Source organism: Rhodococcus sp. P1Y, assembly GCF_003641205.1.
In the GTDB taxonomy this organism is placed as follows: Bacteria; Actinomycetota; Actinomycetes; order Mycobacteriales; family Mycobacteriaceae; genus Rhodococcoides.
Map to the genome: position 1 here is coordinate 3,748,104 of NZ_CP032762.1, position 22,493 is coordinate 3,770,596.

26 protein-coding genes are annotated in these 22,493 nt (G+C 61.9%); 16 read left to right on the forward strand and 10 right to left on the reverse strand.

Translation table 11 applies throughout. The features are described from left to right. The first annotated feature begins 41 nt into the window (after positions 1-41). Positions 42-644, forward strand: a complete 603-nt coding sequence (locus tag D8W71_RS17240) for a hypothetical protein (protein WP_236077477.1) — start codon at positions 42-44, stop codon at positions 642-644. A gap of 28 nt (positions 645-672) precedes the next feature. Here the strand turns inward: D8W71_RS17240 and pabB are convergent, their stop codons facing one another. The 3 genes from pabB to D8W71_RS17255 all read right to left on the reverse strand — a co-directional run bounded on the left by pabB (position 673) and on the right by D8W71_RS17255 (position 3,695). Then, the gene (gene pabB, locus D8W71_RS17245; protein WP_121119428.1) at positions 673-2,736 is read right to left on the reverse strand and encodes an aminodeoxychorismate synthase component I; all 2,064 of its coding nucleotides are present in this window, start codon (positions 2,734-2,736) and stop codon (positions 673-675) included. 7 nt (positions 2,737-2,743) lie between these two features. Next, complete coding sequence (locus D8W71_RS17250) at positions 2,744-3,061, reverse strand: chorismate mutase (protein WP_121115066.1); 318 nt, start codon at positions 3,059-3,061, stop codon at positions 2,744-2,746. A gap of 295 nt (positions 3,062-3,356) precedes the next feature. After that, the gene (locus D8W71_RS17255) at positions 3,357-3,695 is read right to left on the reverse strand and encodes an RNA polymerase-binding protein RbpA (protein ID WP_068378296.1); all 339 of its coding nucleotides are present in this window, start codon (positions 3,693-3,695) and stop codon (positions 3,357-3,359) included. Between the two features lie 139 nt (positions 3,696-3,834). Here D8W71_RS17255 and D8W71_RS17260 point away from each other — a divergent pair, with 139 nt between their 5' ends. Beyond that, entirely contained in the window at positions 3,835-4,167 is a 333-nt protein-coding gene (locus D8W71_RS17260) for a hypothetical protein (RefSeq protein ID WP_121119430.1), read from the forward strand. A 5-nt stretch (positions 4,168-4,172) separates the two neighbouring features. Here D8W71_RS17260 and D8W71_RS17265 read toward each other — a convergent pair whose 3' ends face one another. Beyond that, positions 4,173-4,985 (reverse strand): MBL fold metallo-hydrolase, encoded by an 813-nt coding sequence (locus D8W71_RS17265; protein ID WP_236077478.1) that lies wholly within the window; start codon positions 4,983-4,985, stop codon positions 4,173-4,175. A 33-nt stretch (positions 4,986-5,018) separates the two neighbouring features. Here D8W71_RS17265 and D8W71_RS17270 point away from each other — a divergent pair, with 33 nt between their 5' ends. The 3 genes from D8W71_RS17270 to D8W71_RS17280 all read left to right on the forward strand — a co-directional run bounded on the left by D8W71_RS17270 (position 5,019) and on the right by D8W71_RS17280 (position 8,082). Then, on the forward strand, positions 5,019-6,986 hold the full coding sequence (locus tag D8W71_RS17270; RefSeq protein ID WP_121115070.1) for a phage holin family protein: 1,968 nt from the start codon (positions 5,019-5,021) through the stop codon (positions 6,984-6,986). A 92-nt stretch (positions 6,987-7,078) separates the two neighbouring features. Then, a complete protein-coding gene (locus D8W71_RS17275) occupies positions 7,079-7,534 on the forward strand; it encodes a tellurite resistance TerB family protein (protein WP_121115072.1) in 456 nt (151 codons plus the stop codon). 26 nt (positions 7,535-7,560) lie between these two features. After that, positions 7,561-8,082 (forward strand): DUF6328 family protein, encoded by a 522-nt coding sequence (locus tag D8W71_RS17280; RefSeq protein WP_121115074.1) that lies wholly within the window; start codon positions 7,561-7,563, stop codon positions 8,080-8,082. A 328-nt stretch (positions 8,083-8,410) separates the two neighbouring features. On the opposite strand, the gene D8W71_RS28010 is transcribed toward D8W71_RS17280, so the two are convergent. Next, positions 8,411-8,704, reverse strand: coding sequence for a hypothetical protein (locus D8W71_RS28010; protein ID WP_236077479.1), 294 nt, complete (start codon positions 8,702-8,704; stop codon positions 8,411-8,413). A gap of 360 nt (positions 8,705-9,064) precedes the next feature. Here D8W71_RS28010 and D8W71_RS17290 point away from each other — a divergent pair, with 360 nt between their 5' ends. Beyond that, complete coding sequence (locus D8W71_RS17290; protein ID WP_236077480.1) at positions 9,065-10,246, forward strand: DUF6745 domain-containing protein; 1,182 nt, start codon at positions 9,065-9,067, stop codon at positions 10,244-10,246. Between the two features lie 26 nt (positions 10,247-10,272). Further along, positions 10,273-10,728, forward strand: a complete 456-nt coding sequence (locus D8W71_RS17295) for a hypothetical protein (protein WP_121115076.1) — start codon at positions 10,273-10,275, stop codon at positions 10,726-10,728. Positions 10,729-10,873: 145 nt separating this feature from the next. On the opposite strand, the gene D8W71_RS17300 is transcribed toward D8W71_RS17295, so the two are convergent. Continuing rightward, positions 10,874-11,713 (reverse strand): SDR family NAD(P)-dependent oxidoreductase, encoded by an 840-nt coding sequence (locus D8W71_RS17300; protein WP_121115078.1) that lies wholly within the window; start codon positions 11,711-11,713, stop codon positions 10,874-10,876. Further along, complete coding sequence (locus D8W71_RS17305) at positions 11,710-12,054, reverse strand: nuclear transport factor 2 family protein (protein WP_236077481.1); 345 nt, start codon at positions 12,052-12,054, stop codon at positions 11,710-11,712. The genes D8W71_RS17300 and D8W71_RS17305 overlap by 4 nt, the downstream gene beginning before the upstream one ends. 165 nt (positions 12,055-12,219) lie before the next feature. On the opposite strand from D8W71_RS17305, the gene D8W71_RS17310 reads away from it, so the two are divergent. The 4 genes from D8W71_RS17310 (at position 12,220) to D8W71_RS17330 (ending at position 15,116) form a co-directional block, all read left to right on the forward strand. Further along, a complete protein-coding gene (locus D8W71_RS17310; protein WP_121115080.1) occupies positions 12,220-13,047 on the forward strand; it encodes a MerR family transcriptional regulator in 828 nt (275 codons plus the stop codon). Between the two features lie 495 nt (positions 13,048-13,542). Beyond that, on the forward strand, positions 13,543-13,962 hold the full coding sequence (locus D8W71_RS17320) for a DUF6153 family protein (RefSeq protein ID WP_121115082.1): 420 nt from the start codon (positions 13,543-13,545) through the stop codon (positions 13,960-13,962). Between the two features lie 86 nt (positions 13,963-14,048). Next, a complete protein-coding gene (locus D8W71_RS17325) occupies positions 14,049-14,669 on the forward strand; it encodes a DUF305 domain-containing protein (RefSeq protein WP_121115084.1) in 621 nt (206 codons plus the stop codon). Between the two features lie 168 nt (positions 14,670-14,837). Next, positions 14,838-15,116 (forward strand): hypothetical protein, encoded by a 279-nt coding sequence (locus tag D8W71_RS17330; RefSeq protein WP_121115085.1) that lies wholly within the window; start codon positions 14,838-14,840, stop codon positions 15,114-15,116. A 147-nt stretch (positions 15,117-15,263) separates the two neighbouring features. On the opposite strand, the gene D8W71_RS17335 is transcribed toward D8W71_RS17330, so the two are convergent. Further along, positions 15,264-16,529 carry an MFS transporter gene (locus tag D8W71_RS17335; RefSeq protein ID WP_121115087.1) on the reverse strand — a complete coding sequence of 422 codons (1,266 nt, stop codon included), beginning with the start codon at positions 16,527-16,529 and terminating at the stop codon, positions 15,264-15,266. Between the two features lie 218 nt (positions 16,530-16,747). On the opposite strand from D8W71_RS17335, the gene D8W71_RS17340 reads away from it, so the two are divergent. After that, complete coding sequence (locus D8W71_RS17340; protein ID WP_236077483.1) at positions 16,748-17,290, forward strand: hypothetical protein; 543 nt, start codon at positions 16,748-16,750, stop codon at positions 17,288-17,290. Then, the gene (locus D8W71_RS17345) at positions 17,287-18,036 is read left to right on the forward strand and encodes a phosphotransferase family protein (RefSeq protein ID WP_121119437.1); all 750 of its coding nucleotides are present in this window, start codon (positions 17,287-17,289) and stop codon (positions 18,034-18,036) included. The genes D8W71_RS17340 and D8W71_RS17345 overlap by 4 nt, the downstream gene beginning before the upstream one ends. 39 nt (positions 18,037-18,075) lie before the next feature. Here the strand turns inward: D8W71_RS17345 and D8W71_RS17350 are convergent, their stop codons facing one another. After that, positions 18,076-18,618 carry a MarR family winged helix-turn-helix transcriptional regulator gene (locus tag D8W71_RS17350; RefSeq protein ID WP_121119441.1) on the reverse strand — a complete coding sequence of 181 codons (543 nt, stop codon included), beginning with the start codon at positions 18,616-18,618 and terminating at the stop codon, positions 18,076-18,078. A gap of 75 nt (positions 18,619-18,693) precedes the next feature. On the opposite strand from D8W71_RS17350, the gene D8W71_RS17355 reads away from it, so the two are divergent. From D8W71_RS17355 to D8W71_RS17365, 3 genes are all read left to right on the forward strand, one after another. After that, entirely contained in the window at positions 18,694-19,416 is a 723-nt protein-coding gene (locus D8W71_RS17355; RefSeq protein ID WP_121115089.1) for an SDR family NAD(P)-dependent oxidoreductase, read from the forward strand. A 69-nt stretch (positions 19,417-19,485) separates the two neighbouring features. Further along, entirely contained in the window at positions 19,486-19,983 is a 498-nt protein-coding gene (locus D8W71_RS17360; RefSeq protein WP_121115091.1) for a hypothetical protein, read from the forward strand. A 53-nt stretch (positions 19,984-20,036) separates the two neighbouring features. Then, on the forward strand, positions 20,037-20,690 hold the full coding sequence (locus D8W71_RS17365) for an HAD family hydrolase (protein ID WP_121119443.1): 654 nt from the start codon (positions 20,037-20,039) through the stop codon (positions 20,688-20,690). 34 nt (positions 20,691-20,724) lie between these two features. Here D8W71_RS17365 and D8W71_RS17370 read toward each other — a convergent pair whose 3' ends face one another. Further along, positions 20,725-22,422 carry a cation:proton antiporter family protein gene (locus tag D8W71_RS17370; RefSeq protein WP_121119445.1) on the reverse strand — a complete coding sequence of 566 codons (1,698 nt, stop codon included), beginning with the start codon at positions 22,420-22,422 and terminating at the stop codon, positions 20,725-20,727. Positions 22,423-22,493: the final 71 nt, after the last annotated feature.

The following is a 22,493-nucleotide window of genomic DNA, read 5'->3' on the forward strand; positions in this document are numbered from 1 at the left end:
ATAGTTCATCCGACAACGGTCTGGGGATGCGTGTGAAAAGAATGAAGTCAGTGGCGACAGCGGCAGTGACCCTGCTGGCGGCCACTTCGGTGACCATTGCCTTGGGTGGGGGAACGGCAAATGCTGATCCTACGGAGTCGATCGGTTACGAAACCTCGGTCACACCGGAAGGTGCAGTCAGCACCGTGCTCGATGCAGGCGCGTTTCGCGTCGATGCAGATTCCGACACGGTCGACGTCGTCGGCAGTTCCGGAACCGTTTTGGCGAGCCTGCCACTGACGTATTCGGTGAACGGCGCAACCTATTCCATCGCGCCCGCCATTGTGGGGGAGAGGCAATTGCTGCTCACCCCGCAGCCCGCCGCCGCGCTGGTGAATCAGGTCGCAGGCCCTGTCAGCAAGCAGGCTGCGCTCGACAATGCAATTAATCAGATCGTGATCGGATACACCAACGGTGGTGCAATCGGCACTGCAGTCGGAGCCGGACTTGGCTTTGCCATCGGTTGTGTGTCGATCTTCCCGAACTTCATCGCAGGCTGCATCATCGGCACCGCGATCGGCGTCGTTGCAGGCACGATCATCGGAACGGTCAACGCAAATCCGAACGTTCAGCCGGCAGTGTTCGAGTACTTCGCAACTCCCTAGCTGTCAGGAAACGAAGCCCGGCGGAACCTCAGACGTCCCGCCGGGCTTTGTTTTGCGTAGACCCGGCGAGCGCGCGACGCATCGAGACTGCTTTCACCATCGTTTCCTGAAATTCTTCTTCGGGATCGGACAGGGCGACGATCGCGCCGCCCACACCGAACGTCACCTCGTGCTCGGTCGACACGATCGTGCGGATCACAATCGAGAAGTCGGCAGTCCCTGTCAGTGAGAAATAGCCCACCGCACCGGAATACACACCGCGTGGCCCGTCTTCCAGCTTGTCGATGATTGCCATCGTCCTGATCTTCGGTGCACCCGTCATAGATCCGCCGGGGAAAGCCGCACTGATGCAGTCGACAGCGGAGGCGTCGTCACGCAGACGTCCGCGGACTGTGGATACCAACTGGTGGACCGGCGCGTAGGTCTCGATGTCGAACAACTTCGGTACGTGGACCGACCCTGGTACACAGACGCGGGCCAGGTCGTTGCGTACCAGATCCACAATCATCAGGTTCTCGGCCTTGTCCTTCTCGTTGCCGACGAGATCGGCCTTGAGAAGTTCGTCTTCCTCCGGCGTGCCGCCGCGGGGACGCGTGCCCTTGATCGGCTTCGACTCCACCACTCGGTCCGCGTCGATCTTGAGAAAACGTTCGGGTGATGCGCTCGAAATCGACACGTCGGTGAATCCGAGGAACGCACTGTACGGAGTCGGGTTGATCTCTCGCAGATAGGTGTACGTCTCCAACGCGTCGATGGGCCCGGGGAACGACGCGACGTTGGTCAGACACACCTCGTACGTTTCACCCGACCGAATCTCTGCGAGGCACTGCTCGATCAATCCGAGATACTTCTCGCGGACGTGGCGCAGTTGTAGATCCGCCTCGAACGCCGGGGCAAGCAAGGGGGTCGGCTGACGACGTGACGCAGTGGGGGTGTCCACCAAAGCGCCGATCGATGCTGCAACCGAGTCGAACCACGCGGCGGTCACCGGGTCCCCGTGCTCGAGAACGAGGGCCATCGCATAACACGTCTGCGCTTCGTGATCGAAAACCAGAGCGCGGTCGGCAAACACCATAGCCGCATCGGGAGTGGCGGCAGTGTGGACGAGCTGACCTCCGACGTCGGCCTTCAATTCGTAACCCAGATACCCGATGTAGCCGAGAGCGAAAGCAAACGGCAGATCGTGTCGAGGCGGAACCGCACGTGTCTTCAGCTGTCGGTCGATGTATTCGAAGAAGGTCGAATCCACGGACTCCGCTGATCCGTCGGCTCGCTCTACATGGACGCGTCTCTCGGCCACCCGGTACGTGATGTACTCCGCCAGCGGGCCGGAACAGTCGCCCATGATGGTGAATCGGGAGCCGGCCTCCACAGCCGAACTTCCGTCGAGCCAGAAACTGTTCGCACCGGAAGCGAACAGGGCGGTGAACACCTGCTCGGTGTCGAATGTTCCCTCGATGCAAAGGGTTTCGAGCGAGTACGTCGACCTCGCCGGGGCGACGAACGAATGTTGCGCGGCGCGCGTCAAGTCACGGAAGTTGGCCAGGAGTTCGCGTCCGTACTCGGTGCTGATCGATTCAGGGTGGAACTGCACGCCCCACATCGGTCGGGTTCGGTGACGCACAGCCATGACGATGCCGTCCTCGGTCCACGCGCACGCTTCCAACTCGTCGGGCAGCTCGACAGCCGTCAACGAGTGGTATCGAACCACTGAGTACGGAGATGGGATTCCCGCGAACAGATCCGTTGCGTCGTGCGAGATGTCCGAGATGCGCCCGTGCATCGGGATCGGGGCTAGGTCGACCTCACCACCGAGGAGATGGCACATCGCCTGGTGGCCCAGGCACACGCCGAGAATCGGTAGATCGGTCTCCGTGATTGCTCGCGCGCTGATTCCCAGATCGTGAGGGGTACTCGGGCGACCTGGACCGGGCGATACGACGATGTTGTCGAATGCAGCGAGATCGATCGATCCCCATTCGACGTCGTTGCGCACCACTACGGGTTCGACCCCGTTCACCTCTGACAACAAGCTGTAGAGGTTGTAAGTGAACGAGTCGTAGTTGTCGATCAGCAGTGTGCGCACCGTCATCGCAAGATCACCTGCCGCGTTCGCCGACAGAGGTACCCGCATCGATGATGAGATCTTCGACTCGGCACGCCTCGCCGATCAACAACTCGTACACCCCGACGAGAAAGTCCTCGGACATTGCGTGTGTGCGCGCGAAGTCGCGCGCACGCTCTTGGACTACACCGACACGATCGGGCTGCATCATCGGAATGTCGTACTCGCGTTTCACAAGTGCCACCCTGGAGCAGACTTCGATTCGATCTCGGATGTTCTCCAGCAGACGTGCATCGATGGCGTCTAGCTCGGCTCGCAACGAGGTGAGTTGGGTATCGGGCTCTTCGGTCACGTGTAGTTGCCCCCTCGTTCCACAGTCGAATATCGCTTCCGATGTTTCGTCACGCGCACGAGTTGTAATCGTGATTTCACTCGTGGTTGTTACCCGCGACGCGTAAACGAACTTGATCCACAATAATCGCACCGAGCCGAAGAATCTTCATCCTGACAATGACGAATCAATCACCGTTTGCTCGAATTTGACCGTCTCGGAATGGAAACAAACTCGAGTTCGCAAAAGCAAACAAAAAATTGCACCGGGCGAATGTTTTGCATTCACCCGGTGCAGTCAGCGATGTACTGCCGAATCAGGCCCCGCGGCGCTTGACCTTGAGCAGATCCATACGCTCCTTCAGCAATTCCTCGAGCTCCTCCACGGAGCGACGCTCGAGCAGCATGTCCCAGTGGGTACGCGGTGGCTTGACCTTCTTCGCCTCGGGCGCAGTACCCTCCAGCAGGGACCCCTCCAGGCCGTTGCGGCACTGCCACGTTCCCGGAATCTCAGCGTCGTCCGCGAACGGAACGTCGAACTCCTCACCGTTGTCGCAGCGGTAACGCGCGACGCGGCGTGGTGCGAGGTCGTGGTCGCGGTCGGTCTCGTAGCTCACGGCGCCGAGACGGCTCCCTCTAAGTACGCGATCTGCCATTGTGTGGTCCTCTCCCTCTGTCGTACAAGTCATCAACGCTTCACCGGTGCGAATCGTTCCCGACCCGAATCGACGACACGGATGGATCCGCGCACACGCAGAGACGATTCTACCGTCACCCACCCGTAGGCTCGAGACCATGTCAGGGAAGTCGCGTCGAGTCCACGCGTGCGCATGGTGTGGACGTGAGGTGGCAGATTCCGGAATGGGTAGGCGCAGGCGCTACTGCAGGCAATCATGCAGGCAGCGGGCGTACGAACACCGAAGCGCAGTCAAGGGCACATCCATCCCGGAGGACGCCGTCGTGCTCTCCGCCGACGAAGCATCCGCACTGATCGACCGAACATTCGAGGTCAGGTGTGCAGCCGAGGACGTCGCGACGGCGGTGTCCGAGGGCGCAGCCACAGATGAGCTGGTCCGTCTGTGCGCCGAGCTGATCAGCCGTGCCAAGGACGCCGAGCGACTGCGCTGACGCCGTCACCGCGGCAGTGGCCACGTTCCGCCCGGATCCAGCACGACGGTGGATCTTCCGAGCAGTGTTGCTTCGGCCGCGAAGCTCTCTCCCGGATCGCGGAACAAGTGTGGACGCACCCGGGCAAGACCGGCAGGCCAGAACGTTCCGTAATGGATCGGAATCGACATGCGAGCCTGCACGGCCGATGCGGCGGTCGCCGCGGAGCGGGGGTCCATGTGACCGCTGCCCAGACTCGGGCCCCACCCGCCCACGGGCAGAAGCGCTAGCTCGCAGGTCGGCACCCACTCCGACATGGCGTCGAACAACGCGGTGTCGCCTGCGAAGTACACGAGGGTAGAACCTTCGATCGTGTAGCCGAGCGCCTCGACATCACGAGCACCGTGGCGCCAACGACGACCGTCGTGTTCGGCGGGGACAGCGCTCACCCGTAGATTGCCGATCTCGACGCTGTCACCGACGGTCAGCTCGATCAGGGGACAGCCCAGTCGTCTGAGGGCGGGCAAGCGCCGAGGCGCACCGAGCGGAAGGACAATCGGTACCGACCTCGCGAGCAGCCTCAGCGACGGTAGATGAGTGTGGTCGGCATGAAGGTGCGAGAGCAGAACAGCATCGGGCGCGAGCACGGAAGCGGGAGGGCGTTCGCCCCGCCGTCGGACGAGGTGGCCCACACGGTTCGTCAACACCGGGTCGGTCAGCACCGTTGTTCGGTTCAGGGCGACCGCGACCGTCGCGTGCCCCCACCAGGCCACGCTGCCCTGTTCTACTCCATCGTGTTTCACTCGGCCGTCGGCCATGAGGTCTACGATTCCAGACATCGAGCAGACCCTGTCGGACTTTGGGGAGAGACCATGGTGTGGCGGTTGGGCATCGAATACGCCGTTCTGACCATTGTCTCCACAGTCGTGCTGATCGTCGCCGATGTGCTGATGCCAGGGTTTCACCTCGACCGCATCGACAGCGCCGGATTTCTAGGGACGTTTCCCAGCGCACTTGTTCTTGCCGTTGTCTTCGGCGCACTCAATGCGATTCTGTGGCCGTTGTTCATGCGCGCGATGATGTGGGTAGGCCCTGCTCTGCTGTTTCTTACGGTGTTCGTGGTGAGCGGTGCTGTGATGCTGCTGAGCGTCACAATTGCGCCGGTCGCGCACTTCGACGGTCCTGTCGACACGACGATTCTTGCGCTCGTGCTTTCGGCCACCACGTCCATCGTGTCCGGCGCGATCGCCGCACGGCGCGACAACACCTACCGAACGATGGTCGTGCGTAGGCATCGACGTTCACGTCCTTCCGGGCACGCTCGCAATGCCTCTCGCGGACTCGTATGTATCCAGATCGACGGCCTGGGCCACGACGTACTGCGTAGGGCGATGTCCTCGGGTGTGGTTCCGACGATGGCGGGATTGGTCTCGTCGAACAGCCATTCGCTGGTTTCGTGGCGTACCGACTGGAGTAGTCAGACCGGCGCCAGTCAGCTGGGAATCCTGCACGGCTCCAACCACAATGTGCCGGCGTTCCGTTGGTACGACAAGGCGACAGGGACCGTTGCGGTGTTCAGCGACCCGGCGTGCAACGTCGAGCGGGAAGAGGAGCGCGCCCACCTGCGAGGGTTGTTGGCCACCGACGGAGCGAGCCGCGGCAACCTGTTCACCGGGGGGACCGATGACAATGTCCTTGTCGTCAGCCGGATGCGTGGAGCACGACTAGGAGGTGGGGGAGCGGGCTACGCCGGGTACTTCATCGACCCTGCCAACGCTGTTCGCACCACAGTGCGGCTCGTGGCCGAAGTGGTACGTGAACTACGACAGAGCATCTCGTCGAAACGGCACGGGGTCGAGCCTCGGGTACCACGCGGCGGTATCTATCCGCTCGTACGTGCGTTCACCACCGTGGTGGAAACCGATGTTGTGGTCGCGGCGGTCATCGGCGACATCGTGAGGGGAAGGTCGATCATCTATGCCGATCTCGTCGGGTACGACGAGGTGGCGCATCATTCGGGCATCGAGCGCCCAGAGACTCTGGCGGTGCTCGGAAAGCTCGACGCCGAGGTGGCGATGATCCATGCGGTTACGCAAAGCAGCGACCGTCCCTACGATCTCGTTCTGCTGTCCGATCACGGCCAGAGCCAAGGCGCCACGTTCTCTAGTCGGTTCGGCGAGACCCTCGAGTCCTTCGTGCGGCGTGCATGTGCCGACTTGCCGGCCCACTCCACGTTCGAGCCGATGCACGGTGGGGGACCAGAGGGCGGTGCCTATGCCGCGGCGAGTGTGGGCATTACCAAAGCGAGCCAAGAAACAACCCGGCCGGACAAGGTGGTTGTTCTCGCGTCGGGGAACGTCGGCCTTGTCAGCTTCACCCGGTGTGAGGGCCGTGCAACACGGGAGTGGATCGAAACAGCGCACCCGGGCCTACTCCAGGCTTTGGTGGACCACGCGGGTATCGGATTCGTTCTGGTCGCAACCGAGAATGGTCCGTCGGTGATCCTCGGTGCACGCGGAAGTGTATGCCTAGCAGACGGTTCAGTGGCGGGGGAAGATCCTCTCGCTGCGTTCGGTGACCGCGCACTCGACACGATTCGACGGACGGATCAGTTCGACAATGTTCCCGATCTGATGATCAACGGCACCTACTGGCCGGAGACCGACGAGGTTGCTGCGTTCGAGGAACAGGTGGGCTCGCACGGCGGTCTGGGCGGTCCACAGTCGGCGCCGTTCCTGTTGCACCCCGTGAACTTGCATGTTCCGCAGAACACAATCTTCGGAGCCGAGGAGATACACCGCATTCTCGCCGGATGGCGAGCTTCCCAGACCCTGCTCTAGCAGCGGATTCGGGCATACCGGTCGGCCCACGTGCACAATGGGTTCGACTGCGCGAACAGTGCGGTCCACGGCACGCGACGCAAAGGAATCTCATGGCTTTCTGGGACCAGCTCAAGGCGAAGGCCGCCGAACTCAACGGACAACTGCAAACCAAGACCGTACAGTTCAAGAACAAGGAGTTCGCCAACGGCAGCATGGCGATGTGTGCGCTCATCGCCGCAGCCGACGGGACCATCGATCCGGCCGAGCGTCAGAAGACGGCAGCCTTGATCTCCAGCAATGAAGCCCTCAAAGTATTTCCCGCAGAAGAGCTTCGGCAGAAGTTCGATTGGTACTGCGACAAGCTGGCCGGCGATTTCGACTTCGGCAAGGTCGAAGCAACCGCCACGATCGGGAAGCTGAAGGGCAAGCCCGACCAGGCGCGCGCCGTCATCCAGATCGGCATCATCATCGGCGGCGCCGACGGAAACTTCGACGACCACGAGAAGACCGCTGTGCGGAACGCATGTTTCGCAGTGGGGATCGACCCGGTCGAATTCGAACTCTGACGGTGGGAGCCGACTAGTCTGGACTGATGACGGCAGACGAGGACCCAGGCCACCTCGAATGGAACGGCAAGGCACGCAACGAAACTCCGACTCAGCAGCTCGACCGGAATTGGCTGGCACTGCTACAAGAGCTCAGAGTGGTCCAAACCGGTGTTCAATTACTGACTGGCTTCCTACTCACCTTGCCGTTCCAAGCCCGGTTCGACGATCTGTCGGCCGCCGGCCACATTGTGTACCTCCTGACGGTATCGGCATCGATCTTCGCGACAATCCTGCTCGTCGCGCCCGTGGGAATGCACCGACTTCTGTTCAGACAGCGGGCCATCGGTGTGCTGGTGCGAGTCGGAAACAGGCTCGCGATCGGTGGACTGGTCATGCTGGGTGTCACACTGACCGGAGCTGTTGCCTTGACGTTCGAGATCGTCCTGGGGGTCAGTGCCGCATTACCGGCTGCTGTGGCGGTGACACTTTTGCTTGTTGCCTTCTGGTTCGTCCTGCCTCGTGCCTATCGCAGCGGTACAGATCTCGGTCCTTCAGTTAGGAGCTGAGCCACCGTTGATACGTCACGTGACGTATCAACGGTGGCTCACGTGTTGTCGTCGGTGAGGACCGCAACGGGCGCACGCAAATCACTCCAAGGCATCTAGCAGCGCTGTGTCAGCACGGACGATTGCTGCGGCCTCGCGGTGCGACCAAACGCCCGGACGGCTACCGCGGCATCGGGGTGAGACCGAACGGCGGGAGCCGATGGGGTCGAGCAATTGGCCAACTGAACACCGACTACGCCGTATCGCGCGAACATGCGGTTCAGACGGCCCGCATACCGTCGTGCGCCCATCGCCGCAGCTCCCTGTTTTGCCGATAATCTACATTATGTCAACTCAAAGTTGCGTTAAGCGTTTTGCACGATCGCATCCAGTATTCCGCTAGCTCCGTGCGAATCGGCCGGTACCCGACTCCGTACCGCATCAAGACCACTCCGGACGGAAGGACTTGGCTCTCCAACACGTGCAACCGCCGTGATGGCACCAGGAAGCCGTCCGAGGCATCGCGCTGAGCCGCGAGCACCGTGTCGAGCTCCGGGTCAACGCCCGCCTGGGTGAACCAGTCGTCTGTCGCTTCGATGACGCCGTCGATGGTGATGTTCTGGGTAATGACCAGCTTGCGCATAGTCACCCTTACCACCGTGCTGCGCGGCGAACCACGCTTCTGAAAAATAGCCTGACTTACGCAGACGGGGTGCGGCCCCCACCAGCGTGCCCCGGCCAACGTCGTGGTGCCAGTGCTAGCTGCTCCCCCGTCAGCCACTGATGCCCGAGACGCCCACCGCCAGAATTCAATAGCCCACTCAGAATTGGCAAGCGCACCACTGGCGGCAACGGAACATTTGTGTCAGGCTGTTCTCATGACTACCGGAAAGGCTGACACAGCCTCCATCGCGTGAGCGCCGTGCAGGTCCCCCCGACTTCTTCGTCGCACGGGACGTTAATCGAAGGCCCCCATTCAGATCTCGTCCGCAGTGTTGTATCCATGCGTGACAGCTACCTCGGTCACGGGATGCGCGCCGGACCATCGGATCGATACTCTGCCGAATCTGCTGTGGCACAGCTGTATCGATATGCCGACCTCCCCGTTCCTCGCTTCGCATGGGAATTGTCTCCGGCAGCTGCAGCGGCCCGCATCGCCAGGGACAAGCTGGCTTCCGCTGTTACCTTTGCCGTCGAGGGCCCGACCTGTGCATCGGCTCGCATCGCAACACTGCTCTCCATTTCACGCTCTCGAATGGACGCACGCATCCGGGTGCCGGTGAGCGAACGGCCACCACCGCGCTGGCCGATGACGATCCAGTCTCGGGCGCTGAGAGCAGCCCAAGGCCGCATAGCGGCTGCAGTACGAAATCAGCCACCCGAAACCTCGGTCCGAGAGGGCATCGGACTCAACCCGATCATTCGATCGACGGTATGGGACTCATTGCACACCAGCCTGTTCGACGGCGTTGCAGCCGCCATCAAGACACTGATGCCGGCCCTCGTCGGCGGAATTCCCTGGTACGGCCAGCAAGAAGCACACCGCATCGCGTACTACGACATCTACCGCAGCCTCGGCCTCGCAACCTTCCAACCACAGGACAACGAACTGCTCGACTCGCTAGTCGACCTGACCGAATCGACGGGATGGTGGTGGGCGTTCGACGACGTCTGCGTTATGTCCGAACGACCAACCCAGCTGTACTCCGAACCCATTCCCGATCGAGTACACGGTGAACGACGGCTGCACCATCATGACGAACCGGCGATCCAATTCGCCGATGGCAGTGCGGTATACGTCCTTAACGGCACAATTGTGCCGGATTGGGTGGTGCTCGACCCGAGTATCGAACGCATTACTGTCGAACGCAACGTCGAGATCCGTCGCTCCGCAATCGAACGCATCGGGTGGGACAACTACATCGACGCTGCAGGACTCGCCCTGGTCGACAACGCCGACGACCCAGGCAACGACGGCTGCACCCTGCAGCTGTTCGCCACACCCGCCGGCTGGGGTGGCGAAGGTCGAGTTCTTCTCGCTGTCAACGGGTCTCGCGAACGCGACGGCCGGCGCAGACGCTATGGCCTGTACGTTCCAGGTGAATTCTCCTCGGCCCTCGACGCCGCAGGCCGGACCTACGGCCTCAGCGGAGAGAACTACGCCCAATTGCTCCGCCGTACCTGAACCTACTCTCACACAAGGTGACTCAGATGAACCAGAACATGACCCTGTCCGCATTGACAACAATGACCGGCCTCGATGTTTTCGACTATCTCGACAAGGAGATCTCGGTGCCGATCATCGACGGCATGCAAGCCCAAGGCGACCTCATCGTCGTTCCGTATGCGCTGCTCGAAGGCGTCGTTTCCACCGGAGTGTGGACGCGGATAGACGACGTGCCCCTGTCCGGAATCGAGTTGCTTCGCAGCGCAGCGGGCGGGAATCCGCACAGCCTCGTAGCCGACGGCGGTCGATGCACGTGGTCGACACCGGTGAGCGATTCGCGGCGTCTGGCGCTCGGAATTCTCGACAACACGGTGACCGCTTACCTGATCCACCCCGAACACGGAGCCACCGGAATCGCCCCGGGTCGCTACGTTATCGGCAGGCAACGTGAGCGTGGCCGCGGTAGGTACTTCGAGTCGACGCAGTTGGTCGCCGACTGAGTGGGACGCTGACCCGCGGGCGACAAGCACTGTTGCTGGGCGTGGTGACGGCCAGGTCGTTGAAAGCGACCTGGCCGTCACCACAGTTGGATCGGTTAGCCAGCGCACCGGATAATAAGTATCGAATTTGTTCCGGCGAGCACGGTTAGGCGGGGAAATCCGCGCTACGAGTTAACGTTTCGTTCGACCGGATATCGCAAAGGTTGTGTTCCAGCGCGTCGATCACGGCGTCGTACCCGCTGTTGCCCAGGATCAGCCGGCGCGGCGGCGGGTCCTGCGCCATCGCTGCGATCACCGCACGGGCACCGCGATGCGGATCGCCCGGCTGCACCCCGTTCATGTCGACAAAAGCGGCACGGACCTGTTCCAACATGTCGTGGTACTCCGGAATCGCCTCCGCGACGGGCTCGTCGGCGAATCCGGCGTAAGCGTTGGTGCGGAAAGCCCCTGGTTCGACCGCCAAGACGGAGACGCCTTGCCCGGCGACCTCCTGCCGCAGCGCGTCGGTGACGGCCTCGATCGCGTATTTCGTGGCGCTGTAGTAGCCGAATCCGACCGCCGCCAGAAGCCCAGCCACTGAGGACACATTCACGATCCACCCGCTTCCGCGGGTGCGCATACCTGGCAGCACTGCGCGCGTGACAGACAGTACGGCAAAGAAATTCAACTCGAACATCGCCCGTATCGAGGCTTCGCTCATTCCCTCGATTGATCCGTACCAGCCGCGGCCGGCGTTGTTGACCAGCACGTCGATACCACCGAAACGCTCTTCGGCTGTTCGCACCGCCTGCAGTACCTGTGCTGCGTCGGTGACATCCATCGGCACGACGAGAACACGGTCACCGTACTGATCGGCCCACGACGCCAGTTCCCCTGGACGCCGGGCAGTGAGTACTACGCGGTCCCCCGCATCCAGCGCCACCTCGGCGTACGCGATGCCGAAGCCTCCGGGTGTGCCACCGGTGATGAACCATCGCTTGCTCATGGCTCGATCACCAGCCGATTGATCAGCGCGCCGTCCAGAGTGAAGCGGTAGTGCAGGTCGACGACTCCCCCGGGGAAATTGCCTTCCAGGTGCTGCGTGACGTCGACGGTCGTGCCGGTCGTGATCGCTCCGGTGAACTCGGTTGTGTAGGTGTACTCACTCTCGCTGACCGAGTCGGTCAGCCAGGCCGCGATCTCACCACGGCCCGAGTGGTCGTGGCCCTCATCGGTCACGACGGCATCTGTGGTGAACACGGCGAGCGCTGGAGCGCCTTCTCGGGCGTCGAGTGCAGTCATGAACTTCTTTACGTTGTCCGGGAGTCCATCCCATTCTGTGGTCATGACACCACGGTGATGCTTTCCCTAAGGGGAATGTCAACACCGGATCGGAACATTGATGTCCCTGCCCGACACTCGGTCCCGCTACGGTTGACCTTGTCCTAGGGGGAAAGCTCACAATGGGCTTTCCGCAAACTGCGCGGACGGCGCAACGCACAGGAGGACGCCATGGGCGCACAGGTCTCGATCGGTGACTTTGCAGTGATGACCAGTCTCAGCAGAAAAGCGCTACGGCACTATCACGAGATCGGGATTCTCGAACCAACCCTCGTCGACGCGCACACCGGTTACCGCTTCTACGACACCAGCCAGGTCGATCACGCACACATCATCCGTCGATTCCGATCGCTCGGCATGTCCATCCCGGACATCAAGGCACTGCTGAGTACAGAAGACGCCACTGCCCGCACCGGGATCCTCACGACTCATCTCGAACAGATGGAAGTACAGCTGCAGCACACTCGCGACACTGTCGGTGCGCTACGCGAACTACTCTCCCCCGTACGCGCCCCGGCCGAGATCGAGCTGCGCCTCGAGCCTGCGCTCCCCGTGTGGTCCATCGGCGCCACTATCGAGGTCGACGAGATCGACAGCTGGTTCGCGGTGACGGTCAGCACGTTGCGAGATGCAGTTGCAGCGGCGACAAGCGTGGACTCCGAGGTCGTGCCGGGCGGCCTGTACGACCGGGCACTCTTCCTCGAATCGCGGGGCGAGGCCACTCTTTTCGTCGCAGCTCCGCCGTCAGCGGATCACCCGGATGGCGTCCGGGCACAGGTCTTACCGCAGGCCCAATTTGCGGTCCTCACCCACGCCGGCGGGCACAAGGGCATCGACCGCAGCTACGCGACCCTGGGTACATACACAAACGAACATTTGATCAGCCATCAAGGACCGATCCGCGAACACTACATCGGCAGCACGGCATCAAATCCAACAACATTCACCAGCACGGAAATCTGCTGGCCCATCTTCAGCACCTCCCCATTCCCCGACTAATCCCCCAAAGACGCAGCTGAGCTGGCCGATAAATTGAATCCTGTTTTCTCCCAGTGATTTACGTCTGCGTCATCTCTTCATGGCGACGCCGGATGGCTTGAGGCATGTGTAGGCTAGTTGGGAACAGCGGGGAGAAGGTTGGTCACAAGCCCCATGCGGAAAAGTTTGCCGAAGGAGTCGCTAGGGACAACGAAACCGGCGGCGGTGCCAGCGAGGGACATCAAGCCGGCGCGCCACCCTTGGCTCATACTGCGGAGACGAGATAAAACATGTTCGGCCCGGGCGTGACAGCAAGTCCCAACTCGACCAGGGCAATACCGGTAGCTGCCGCCAGTGTGATCATCGATCTGCCCCCCCTGTTTCAGAGTAGGACTCCAATTTTGTTGCGCGATCAGCTGTCCGACCGCAGCAACTGTGTAGTCGCACCCCCAGCGATCGCAAAGAGGGAATTCGACCATATTACCCCCGGGGGGTATATCTGATACTGTCGACAACATGCGATTGCAGGTCCGATGCCGTCGGCGGGGCGCAGCCTCGGCGACCGGATTGCTGATCGTACTGACGATGTTCGGGGTGCTGTTGATGCACTCAGTGACACCGACCACGCCGATGGCTGGCCCGATGCCCTCGTCGATGAGCGGTGGCCATGCCTCGATGTCGCCGACGTCCGCTGTCGAGAGTGCGGTTCCGGTGGCGTTCGGCAAACATGACTGCCCTTCGGCGCATCAGATGATGCATCCCTGTGCGGGCACCACAGTGTCGTGGCCTGCGCTGACGGTCCCAACGTTGAGCTTCGACATCGACCTCGCGCCGACGACAGCTTCCGGAATCGGTAGTCACACCGATTCAGCCCGCGGTCGTGCGCCGCCGTGGACGCTGTGGGAGTTGGACAGATCGGTGACCTTGCGAGTGTGACAGGGAGCCCGGTGAGCAAGCATGCGCACCGGCGGATCGAAACACATCTATTTCCCTGAAATCAGTTCTCTTGCAAGGAGTATTCCATGCGTACCAAACTAATGCTGTCGCTCGCTGCCGCCGCCATGAGCGCGCTCGTCGTCGCCGGCTGCAGCAACGACTCGACCGATTCATCGATGGACGGACCTTCCATGGACTCGTCCTCTCCTTCAACGTCGGAGTCTGAGAGCGCGGCGGCGGAGCTAAACGATGCCGATGTGATGTTCGCGCAGATGATGTACCCGCACCATGCGCAGGCCGTCGAGATGGCCGCGATGGCGAACGGCCGCACCGATAACCCGGAGGTGCTGAAGTTGGCGTCGGCGATCGAAGCTGCACAGCAACCGGAGATGGATCGATTGACGGCGTGGCTCGCCGACTGGGGCCAGCCCGCACCGTCGGCCGACATGGGCAAGATGAGCGGAATGGATCACAGCGCCGACAGCGGCATGATGACCCAGCAGGACATGGACGCGCTGATGGTGGCGTCGGGGCCCGAGTTCGACCGACAGTGGCTGACGATGATGATCGCCCACCACACCGGTGCCATCGCGATGGCGAACATCGAGATCGCCGACGGTTCCAATCCTGACGCTCAGCAGATGGCCCGTACGATCGTCGACACCCAGCAGCAGGAGATCGACACCATGCAGAGTCTGCTCGGCTGACCAGACCGACAATCGATCAAAGGCCGCACCCTCAACTTTCGAGAGTGCGGCCTTCGGTGCGTTCTACCGCGCTAGTGAAAATTCTCTCCGCACGTCAGACGGGAGTAACGTCCTAATATGACGTGACTGTAGGACGCCGCCCTCCTACCAACGCACAAGGGAGACACAATGGCCAGGAAGCCGCCCTCCCGCTTCCTGTACCGGGATGGCGTCGGGAACGCCGCGTTGATCGCCGGCATCGTCGCAGTGGTCTGTGCATTCATTCCGTTCGTCGGAGACTTCATCGCAGTCCCCGCGGGAGTGGTCGCGGTAGTAGCCGGATGGGTAGGACTCGGTCGGGACGTCGATGGCACTGCAAGCAATGGCCGTGAGGCTGTTATCGGCGCCGCACTCGGCGGCGTCGCACTCTTTACGGTATTCCTGACGTTCGCGACCTCGTCCCTGTAACCGCATAGCCACGGCCGACGTCACCGTTCGCAGGAGCGACCGAGCCAGGGCGCGTTTCACCACCCTCGAAACAAATGCCGAACACCAGTGAGCCAACCCGGTGACCTGGTGTAGTGGTTGATGACTGAACCGCTCTGCGCGGACTAACTACGGCCGCTTATGGTCTCTGTCGAGAGTGCCGGTGACGGTGTAATCTCGCAGTTCCCGCGACATGCAGGCGAGGATGACGACACCGATCAACGAACTCGCCGGACCGAGAGTCAGCCCGAACGTCGAATTCGTCAGCTGCGCAACGCTGCCGGCGCGGACGTTACCCAATTCCGGTCCCGCGATGTCCACGATGTGGTCGACCGCGCTGACGCGCCCCCGCAGCGAACCATCGACCGTGCTCTGAACGATCATTCCTCGCACGACCACGCACACCGTGTCGGCGGCACCCGCGACCAACAGCGCACTCGCCGCCACCGCGATGTGCGTGCTGACAGCAAAGGCTCCCAGCGCGATCGACCACAGCGCGGCTGCCGCAAACATCAGCGCACCGAGTCTGTTCACCGCTGCGAAGTACCTCGACGAGAGGCTTGCCACCAAGCCGCCCACGGCGAGAGCCGAATACAGCAGACTCAACGTCACAGGGCTACCTCCCAGTCGGTCGGAATTGAACGATGGAAACAGTGCGGTTGGCATCGCCAGGACAGTGGCATTGAGATCCAGTAGGAGCGCCGATCGCAGTATCCGTGTTCGCCACGCGTAACGAAGCCCCGGAGCGAGACCACCTGTGTGATGCCCAGCCCCACCCGAGCCTGACTTCTGCTCCTTCGGAATCCGCGCAGCCGCCGTCGCTGCGATAACGGCCAGAACGGTCGCGACGGCACACGACCAGAGCGGACCGGCATTCGACGTCGCCGTCACTCCACCGGCGAGGGGGCCGAGCACCACTCCGACGTAGTAGGATGCCAGAGTCAGCGCGAGCCCAGCGCCCAGCTGATCACGGCCAAGCAACGTGAAAACGAACGCCTTGCGTGCCGGCGCACCGAGGGAAGCCGACGCGGCCTGCACAGCCGATGTCGCCAAAACCAATGCGGCGGAGGTGCCGTCGTATACAGCGAAAGTCATGGATGCTGCGGCGACGACGTGGCCGACGGCGCCGGCGATCACGACCGTCCGACGGTCGACACGGTCCGCCAGCACTCCCCCGGCGCCGGCGAAGAGCACGATCGGGAGCAGGCGGGCAAGGCCCAGTAGGCCCACCCACAACGCACTCGACGTCAGCTCCCAGATGATCAGCACTGCGGCGAACGTCGACATCTGCGAAGACACTGACAACAGGAGACCGCTGCACCAGAGCGACCGAAAGTGCTTGTTGACCAACGGATGAGCAACACGTCTAGGCGACGAGGACTGGAAAGGGAGCATGACGGTCCTGATTCGCTGAGGCGACAGAGACCGACCCGTAGATGCGCAGCACCGAGACGAGGAGATCTCGGTGGTCGCTGAGGGTTTAGTTCAGTGGTGAAACGCGCCGAGTCGTCGGCGCTGCTGTGCACATTTGGATCGTCACCACTCAGGGAAGATATCATGGCGGTCGCCGGCTATCGCGGGCGGAACTTGTGGCGCCGAGATATGCTCCGCGGGTGGTCAGCAATCGAGCGCTCAGAATGTCGCGGCTTCGAACTCTCATCGATCACCCACGTACGGGCACAAGCGAGCGCGCAGCCGCGCAGCGCATGCTTGATCGCATCCTCGCGAAATCGCGGTCACCTCTGTCGTGTACCGATCGCAGCTACGGCACGCGCCATGCACGGGCTGGCCGTCACGCCGGCCTCACTCGAATCGCCGAGATGATCCGTCAGGACATCGTTCTCGCAAGAACTGTCTTCTCGACCAACGCCGCGGCGGGCGACCTCGCGATAGAAGACCTTGTTGGCAACGCACCCGCGGAGATTCTGTTCGACGTCGACACTCGGTTCGGCAGCGAAATCGTCATTACTTTGAGTTCGGTGCCGCAGGAGTGGGGCTGGGTGCACGAGTACGGAGTTGCAACGGTGTCCCCCGCGCTTCGAGCCCTCGCCGACGAACTGGCCACAGTCATGAACAGCTACAACCACGATGGGTCAGACGTCGACAAACGGTTCTTCGGAAAAGTTCGTGTTGGCAATGACACGCTGGCGTGGTGACCGACGTCGAGGTTGTAGTTGCGCATGGTGATCGTGCCACGCTGCGCGTCGGCGAGATTTTCCTCAAGATCGACTCCGATCAGTCGAATACGGATATCGAAGTCGAAGCAATGCTTCGAGCCCCCGTGCCAACGCCGCAGGTTCTGTGGCGCAAGCCTCCCGTGCTCGCGCTGGCTGCGCTACCGGGACGAGCGCTCGCCCGCCTCGGAAGACCGTCGACAACGTCGTCGGCGGCGTGGGCCGCGGCGGGTGCGTCCGTTCGGACGCTGCATGACGCACCGTTGCCGCCGTGGCCAGGACGCAGTCTCGACGACATCGCCTCGGAGCTCGACCGCGAATGTGCATGGCTGACAGAGAGCGGAATAGTCGAGACCGGAGTGATTGCAGCGAACCGCACAATTGCCGAGGTTGCGCTCCGGTCGTGGACGCCTGTCTTCACGCACGGTGATCTCCAGGCGTCGCATGTGTTCGTCTCCGGTGATGACGTGTGCGGTGTTATCGACTGGTCCGAAGCAGCGCAAGGTGATCCCTTGTACGACCTCGCAACGATGACCCTAGGCCACCCGGAGCATCTCGTGGACGTCGTCGAAGGTTACGGCGATGACGTCGACCTCGACGTCGTCCGCGCGTGGTGGTCGTTGCGCAGTTTGAGGGGCGTGCGCTGGCTGGTCGAGCATGGGTTCGATCCCGCTGCGCCGGGTTGCGAAGTCGACGTGCTGAATCGACAAGCAATGCGCAATCGATGACGATGAATCACTGAGGGAACCCCGGGCGCGCGGACACGATCATCTACCCACGTGCGGCGGTCGCCGATCACTACCCAGCGCATCGTGCAATCCCTCGAGCAGACGCCCCAATAACAGTTGTAGTTGCTGCTTTTCTCTACCCGTGAGGTTGGCGAGCAGTTCGGCCTCGCGGCCGAGGACCTCGTCTACGAGGCGTTCAACGGTTCGATGGCCTGATTCGGTCAGTTCGACGTCGACCTGCCGCGATCCATCCGCACGGGGATTCCGAGTGACCAAGCCCTGCTGCTGCGCCCTATCGACGCGTTGGGTGATTGCGCCGGCGGTGATGAGCGCCGTACTGGCAAGCTCACGTGTTCCAAGCCGGTACGGAGGACCACTGCGTCGAAGAGTCGAGAGCAGGTCCAGGGTCGCGGAGTCGGTACCGGACTGCCTCAGCAACCGTGTTCTGTCGTCACCGAATAGCTTGGCGACGTGGGCAATTCGAGTCACGATGGGAATCGAGTCGACCGGAGTGTTCGGGCGTTCACGGGTCCACGCAATAGCGATCGCGTCTATGGGGTCGCCTGGGTCGAGGTCGGGCATCCGTCGCTCCATCTCTTGGACGTTGTGTAGCATCGTTTAGGCCTAAACAAAGCCTACAACGTCAAGGAGATCGACATGACACGAACAGTCGTGGTGACCGGAGGCGGCACCGGCATCGGACGCGCTGTTGCGACCCGGTTCGCGGAAAAGGGTGCCCGGGTGTTGATTACAGGTCGGCGGCACTCCGTACTCGAGCGCGCCTCAGCCGACATCGCCGGCAACGTCGTTGCGGCACAGGTCGACGCATCAGACCCGGATGCCGTGAGTGCATTCGCAGACGAAGTCGGGCCGGTCGACATACTGGTCAACAATGCCGGTGGCAATACCGACTTCGACCGAGCGCCGACGAGTTCGCTCAGCAGCGTTGCAGACTCATGGAGAGCGAATTTCGAGTCGAATGTGATTACCGCAGTGCTGATGACCACAAGCCTGCTTCCGGCAATGAACGACGGCGGCGCCATAGTGACCATCGGCTCGATTGCAGCAGACAAGGGGTCGGGCCTGTACGGCGCAGCGAAGGCCGCAATTGCTTCGTGGAACATCGACCTTGCGCGGCGGATCGGCGCGCGATCGATCACCGCCAATGTCGTTGCAACCGGTTACATTGCCGACACCGAGTTCTTTCGAGACGTTCTCACACACGAGGCGAAGGACGGTCTTGCAGCATCGGCAATGACAAAACGCGCTGGGGCACCTGACGACATAGCCGACATGGTGGAATTCTTGGCCTCGAACCGTGCCCGCCAGATCACCGCCCAAACCTTCGCCGTAAACGGCGGCGAGTGGCCTTCTCGCTAGAAGTTTCCGTCGGTCGTGGAATACGCCCGAGGCAGCTCGAGGAGTCGCGTCAGTTCTACACTGTCCGGTGTGAAGGTCGACAGCGCGCGGACCGTTGGGCTGAGTTGGCGGGCGCAAGCTTTCCTGTGGCCCGCCCTCTCATCGGCAGTCACGTTGATTGGCTTGGGCGGGTTCGCCCTTGCTCGTGACGGATTCAGGTATTGGCCGGGTCCTGTCGAATCGATAGCTTGGATAATTGTCGTCGTCCCAGCCATCGTTGGAATGTGTTCCCTGATTTTCGGTGGGGCCGCGGTCATGGCAGCGGTACTAGTGCGCGGTGTCGTTCGTGTACTGCGTCCGACGGCGTCGTTCGCATCGCGGACGGTGTGGTTGGCTGCCGTCACAGGTAGCGGCGCAGCGGGTCTTGTCATCGGCTTCCACGCTCTGCTTCGGCAGTCGTGGACGATCGCCGACGCCGCCTACGGATACGCAACCGCGATCGGGGTGGTCGCCGCGTTCGCTTCGGCGCTCTACGCACGCCAACTTTTCGGCGAAGCTACGGACGATCCTGATGCCGCTGTCGTCTGACGCCCGGCAGTCGTACGAGTGAGTCCGCATCGCAGTCGGGTTACTCTGCGGTGGTGAAACCCAAGGGCATTGTGTTCTTCGATATCGACGGGACGCTTGTCCCGTCTGGCTCGAGCAGTAGCTTCCTTGCGGCCAGGTTGGGTCACCAACCCGAATTGGACCGTGCTGAAACGCTCTACGCGCAGGGTGAATTGACCAACCAGCAGGTCAGCGAAATCGATGCGCTCGGTTGGCGCGGCGTCAGTGCTATGTCCATCGACCAATGGCTCGAAAGCTTGCCGCTCATCGAGGGTATCGACACTGTGGTGTCGTGGTGCAGGGATAACGACGTAGAACCGGTGCTCGCCTCACTTGCGTGGTTGCCCGTGAGCAGGTGGATCGCAGAAAGACACGGCTTCACCGCAAACGGCGGGCCTAGAGTCGGCTTCGATGGATCCGTCTACGACGGCACCGTAGCCGAACACTTCGACGAGTTCGACAAGCGCGATCGTGCGCTTCGGTTCGCGGGAAAGATGGGGGTACCCGTCGGCGGATGCTGCGCGGTCGGTGACAGCCGATCAGACATCCCACTCTTTCAGGCAGTCCCGGCATCGCTTGCCCTGAACGCCGACGCGGCGGCGCAAGATGCTGCATCCACAGCTATTATCGCGCAGGACCTCACCGAGATCTTGCCATGGTTGCGAGAGTGGTTGCAGCGCTTCGATTGATGCTGGCAACATCGTTGTTCCCCTACTACAAGGCTCAACCGATGCCGTTGAAGTTTGTCGGCCTAACTCGGCGGTGCGCCCATGGGATCGTCCCCGTCTGCGCCCGCCCGGCCCCGTCGGAGGACTCTGCCGCCCCAGGTTCGGGGTGCACGGGTCTGGCCGGGTTACCGCCTGCCACTTGATCCGCCAGCTCCAACCCCGCGCCCGCGTATACATTGAACGCGATATCCACACCATGTTCCCTTGCCCACTGAACTTCGTCCTCGTACCGTGCGACAGCCGCGACCCTTCCGCTGAAACCCGATTCGCGAAGGCAGGCGAGCGCGGTGACGTTGGCGCCGTGTCGAGGCATAGCCAGAACTGCAATACGCACTGATTCGGAGCGCCGCAACTGATTCCAGAAATCGAGGTCCGTGGCGTCGCCTTCGATAACCCTGAGTCCCTCCGCTGCAAGTCGCTCGATTCTGGGCCCGTCGTAGTCGACGCCGACCACTCGTAGGGCGTAGTGACCAGTCAGGCGTTGATGCGCCGCGAACCCGACACGACCCATGCCGATGACGACGACTTCGGCGTCCCCTGCGTCCGCGGGCCTCTCTTCCGGGTGCAACTTTCGTTCGTCCTGAACAGGAAGGCGTGCGGCGATCTTCTCGACCATCAGATGACCGCGTCCGTTGACGAGAGCAGACACGACGAAACTCAACGCAACGGCAATCGACATCTCGACCAACCACGAAGGCGCCAGCGTGCCGGACGACACTCCGACTGCCACGACGATCAGACCGCGTTCGGAGTAGTTCATCAGGCTCAAACCGGCAAGCAAGGCCGTTCGATGGCGCAGCTTCATCAAGGTGAACAGGACGAAGTACCACACTGCTTTGAACGGCAAGAACAGCAACATCAGCAGTGCTATACCGATACTGGGCAGGTCCGGTAGACCTGTCAGACCGATGGAAACGAAGAACCCGACGAGCAGTAGCTCCTTGATATGGAACAACGATCGCGACAGTTCGGACGCCGCAGGATGGGAAGCCAGAAGAACTCCGATCACCAGCGCACCCAGGTCACCCTTCAGGCCGAGCGCCGAAAAGAGCGCGTAGCCGGGGACGAACGCCATCACTATCCCGAAGAGCGACTGCATTTCCCCGTGACCGAGCCCGGTCCAGATCTTCCGAAGAATCCGGGTCAACGGCCACAGACCCACCAGCGTGAGTGCCCAGATGCTCGGCAATGCACCGCTGGTAGCCGTCAGAAAGACCACCGCGATGATGTCTTGCATCACGAGGATTCCAACGGCCACCCGACCGTACAGAGCGTGCGATTCACCTCGTTCTTCCAGGACCTTGACCACGAATACTGTGCTCGAGAATGACAGCGCGAAGGCAAGGAGCGCAATCGTTTCGACACTCTGCCCGGCAAGCATCGAGACCCCGACAAGGGCGAAGAGCCACATCGCGATAGTGCCGAGTACGACGTTGATCACCATGTGTGCCGACGTTGTCAGCCAGACCTCGCGCCGCAGCAATATCCGTACGTCCAGTTTGAGGCCGATTGCGAACAGCAGCAGGGTGACGCCCAGGTCCGCCATCGTCTCGAGCTGCGGGACATGTTCGAGACCGAATGCGTTGATCACGAACCCCGCAGCCAGAAACCCGACCAGGGGAGGAAGCCGCACAGCCATGGCGAGACCGCCGAGTCCGAACGTGATGACGAGATACGTTGCAACTACGGTCATGCGCGCACCCTTGCCGTTCGTGATCGGGTCGTGGACGAAGTGCACGACGAGTCCAAGTGATACCGGACCCG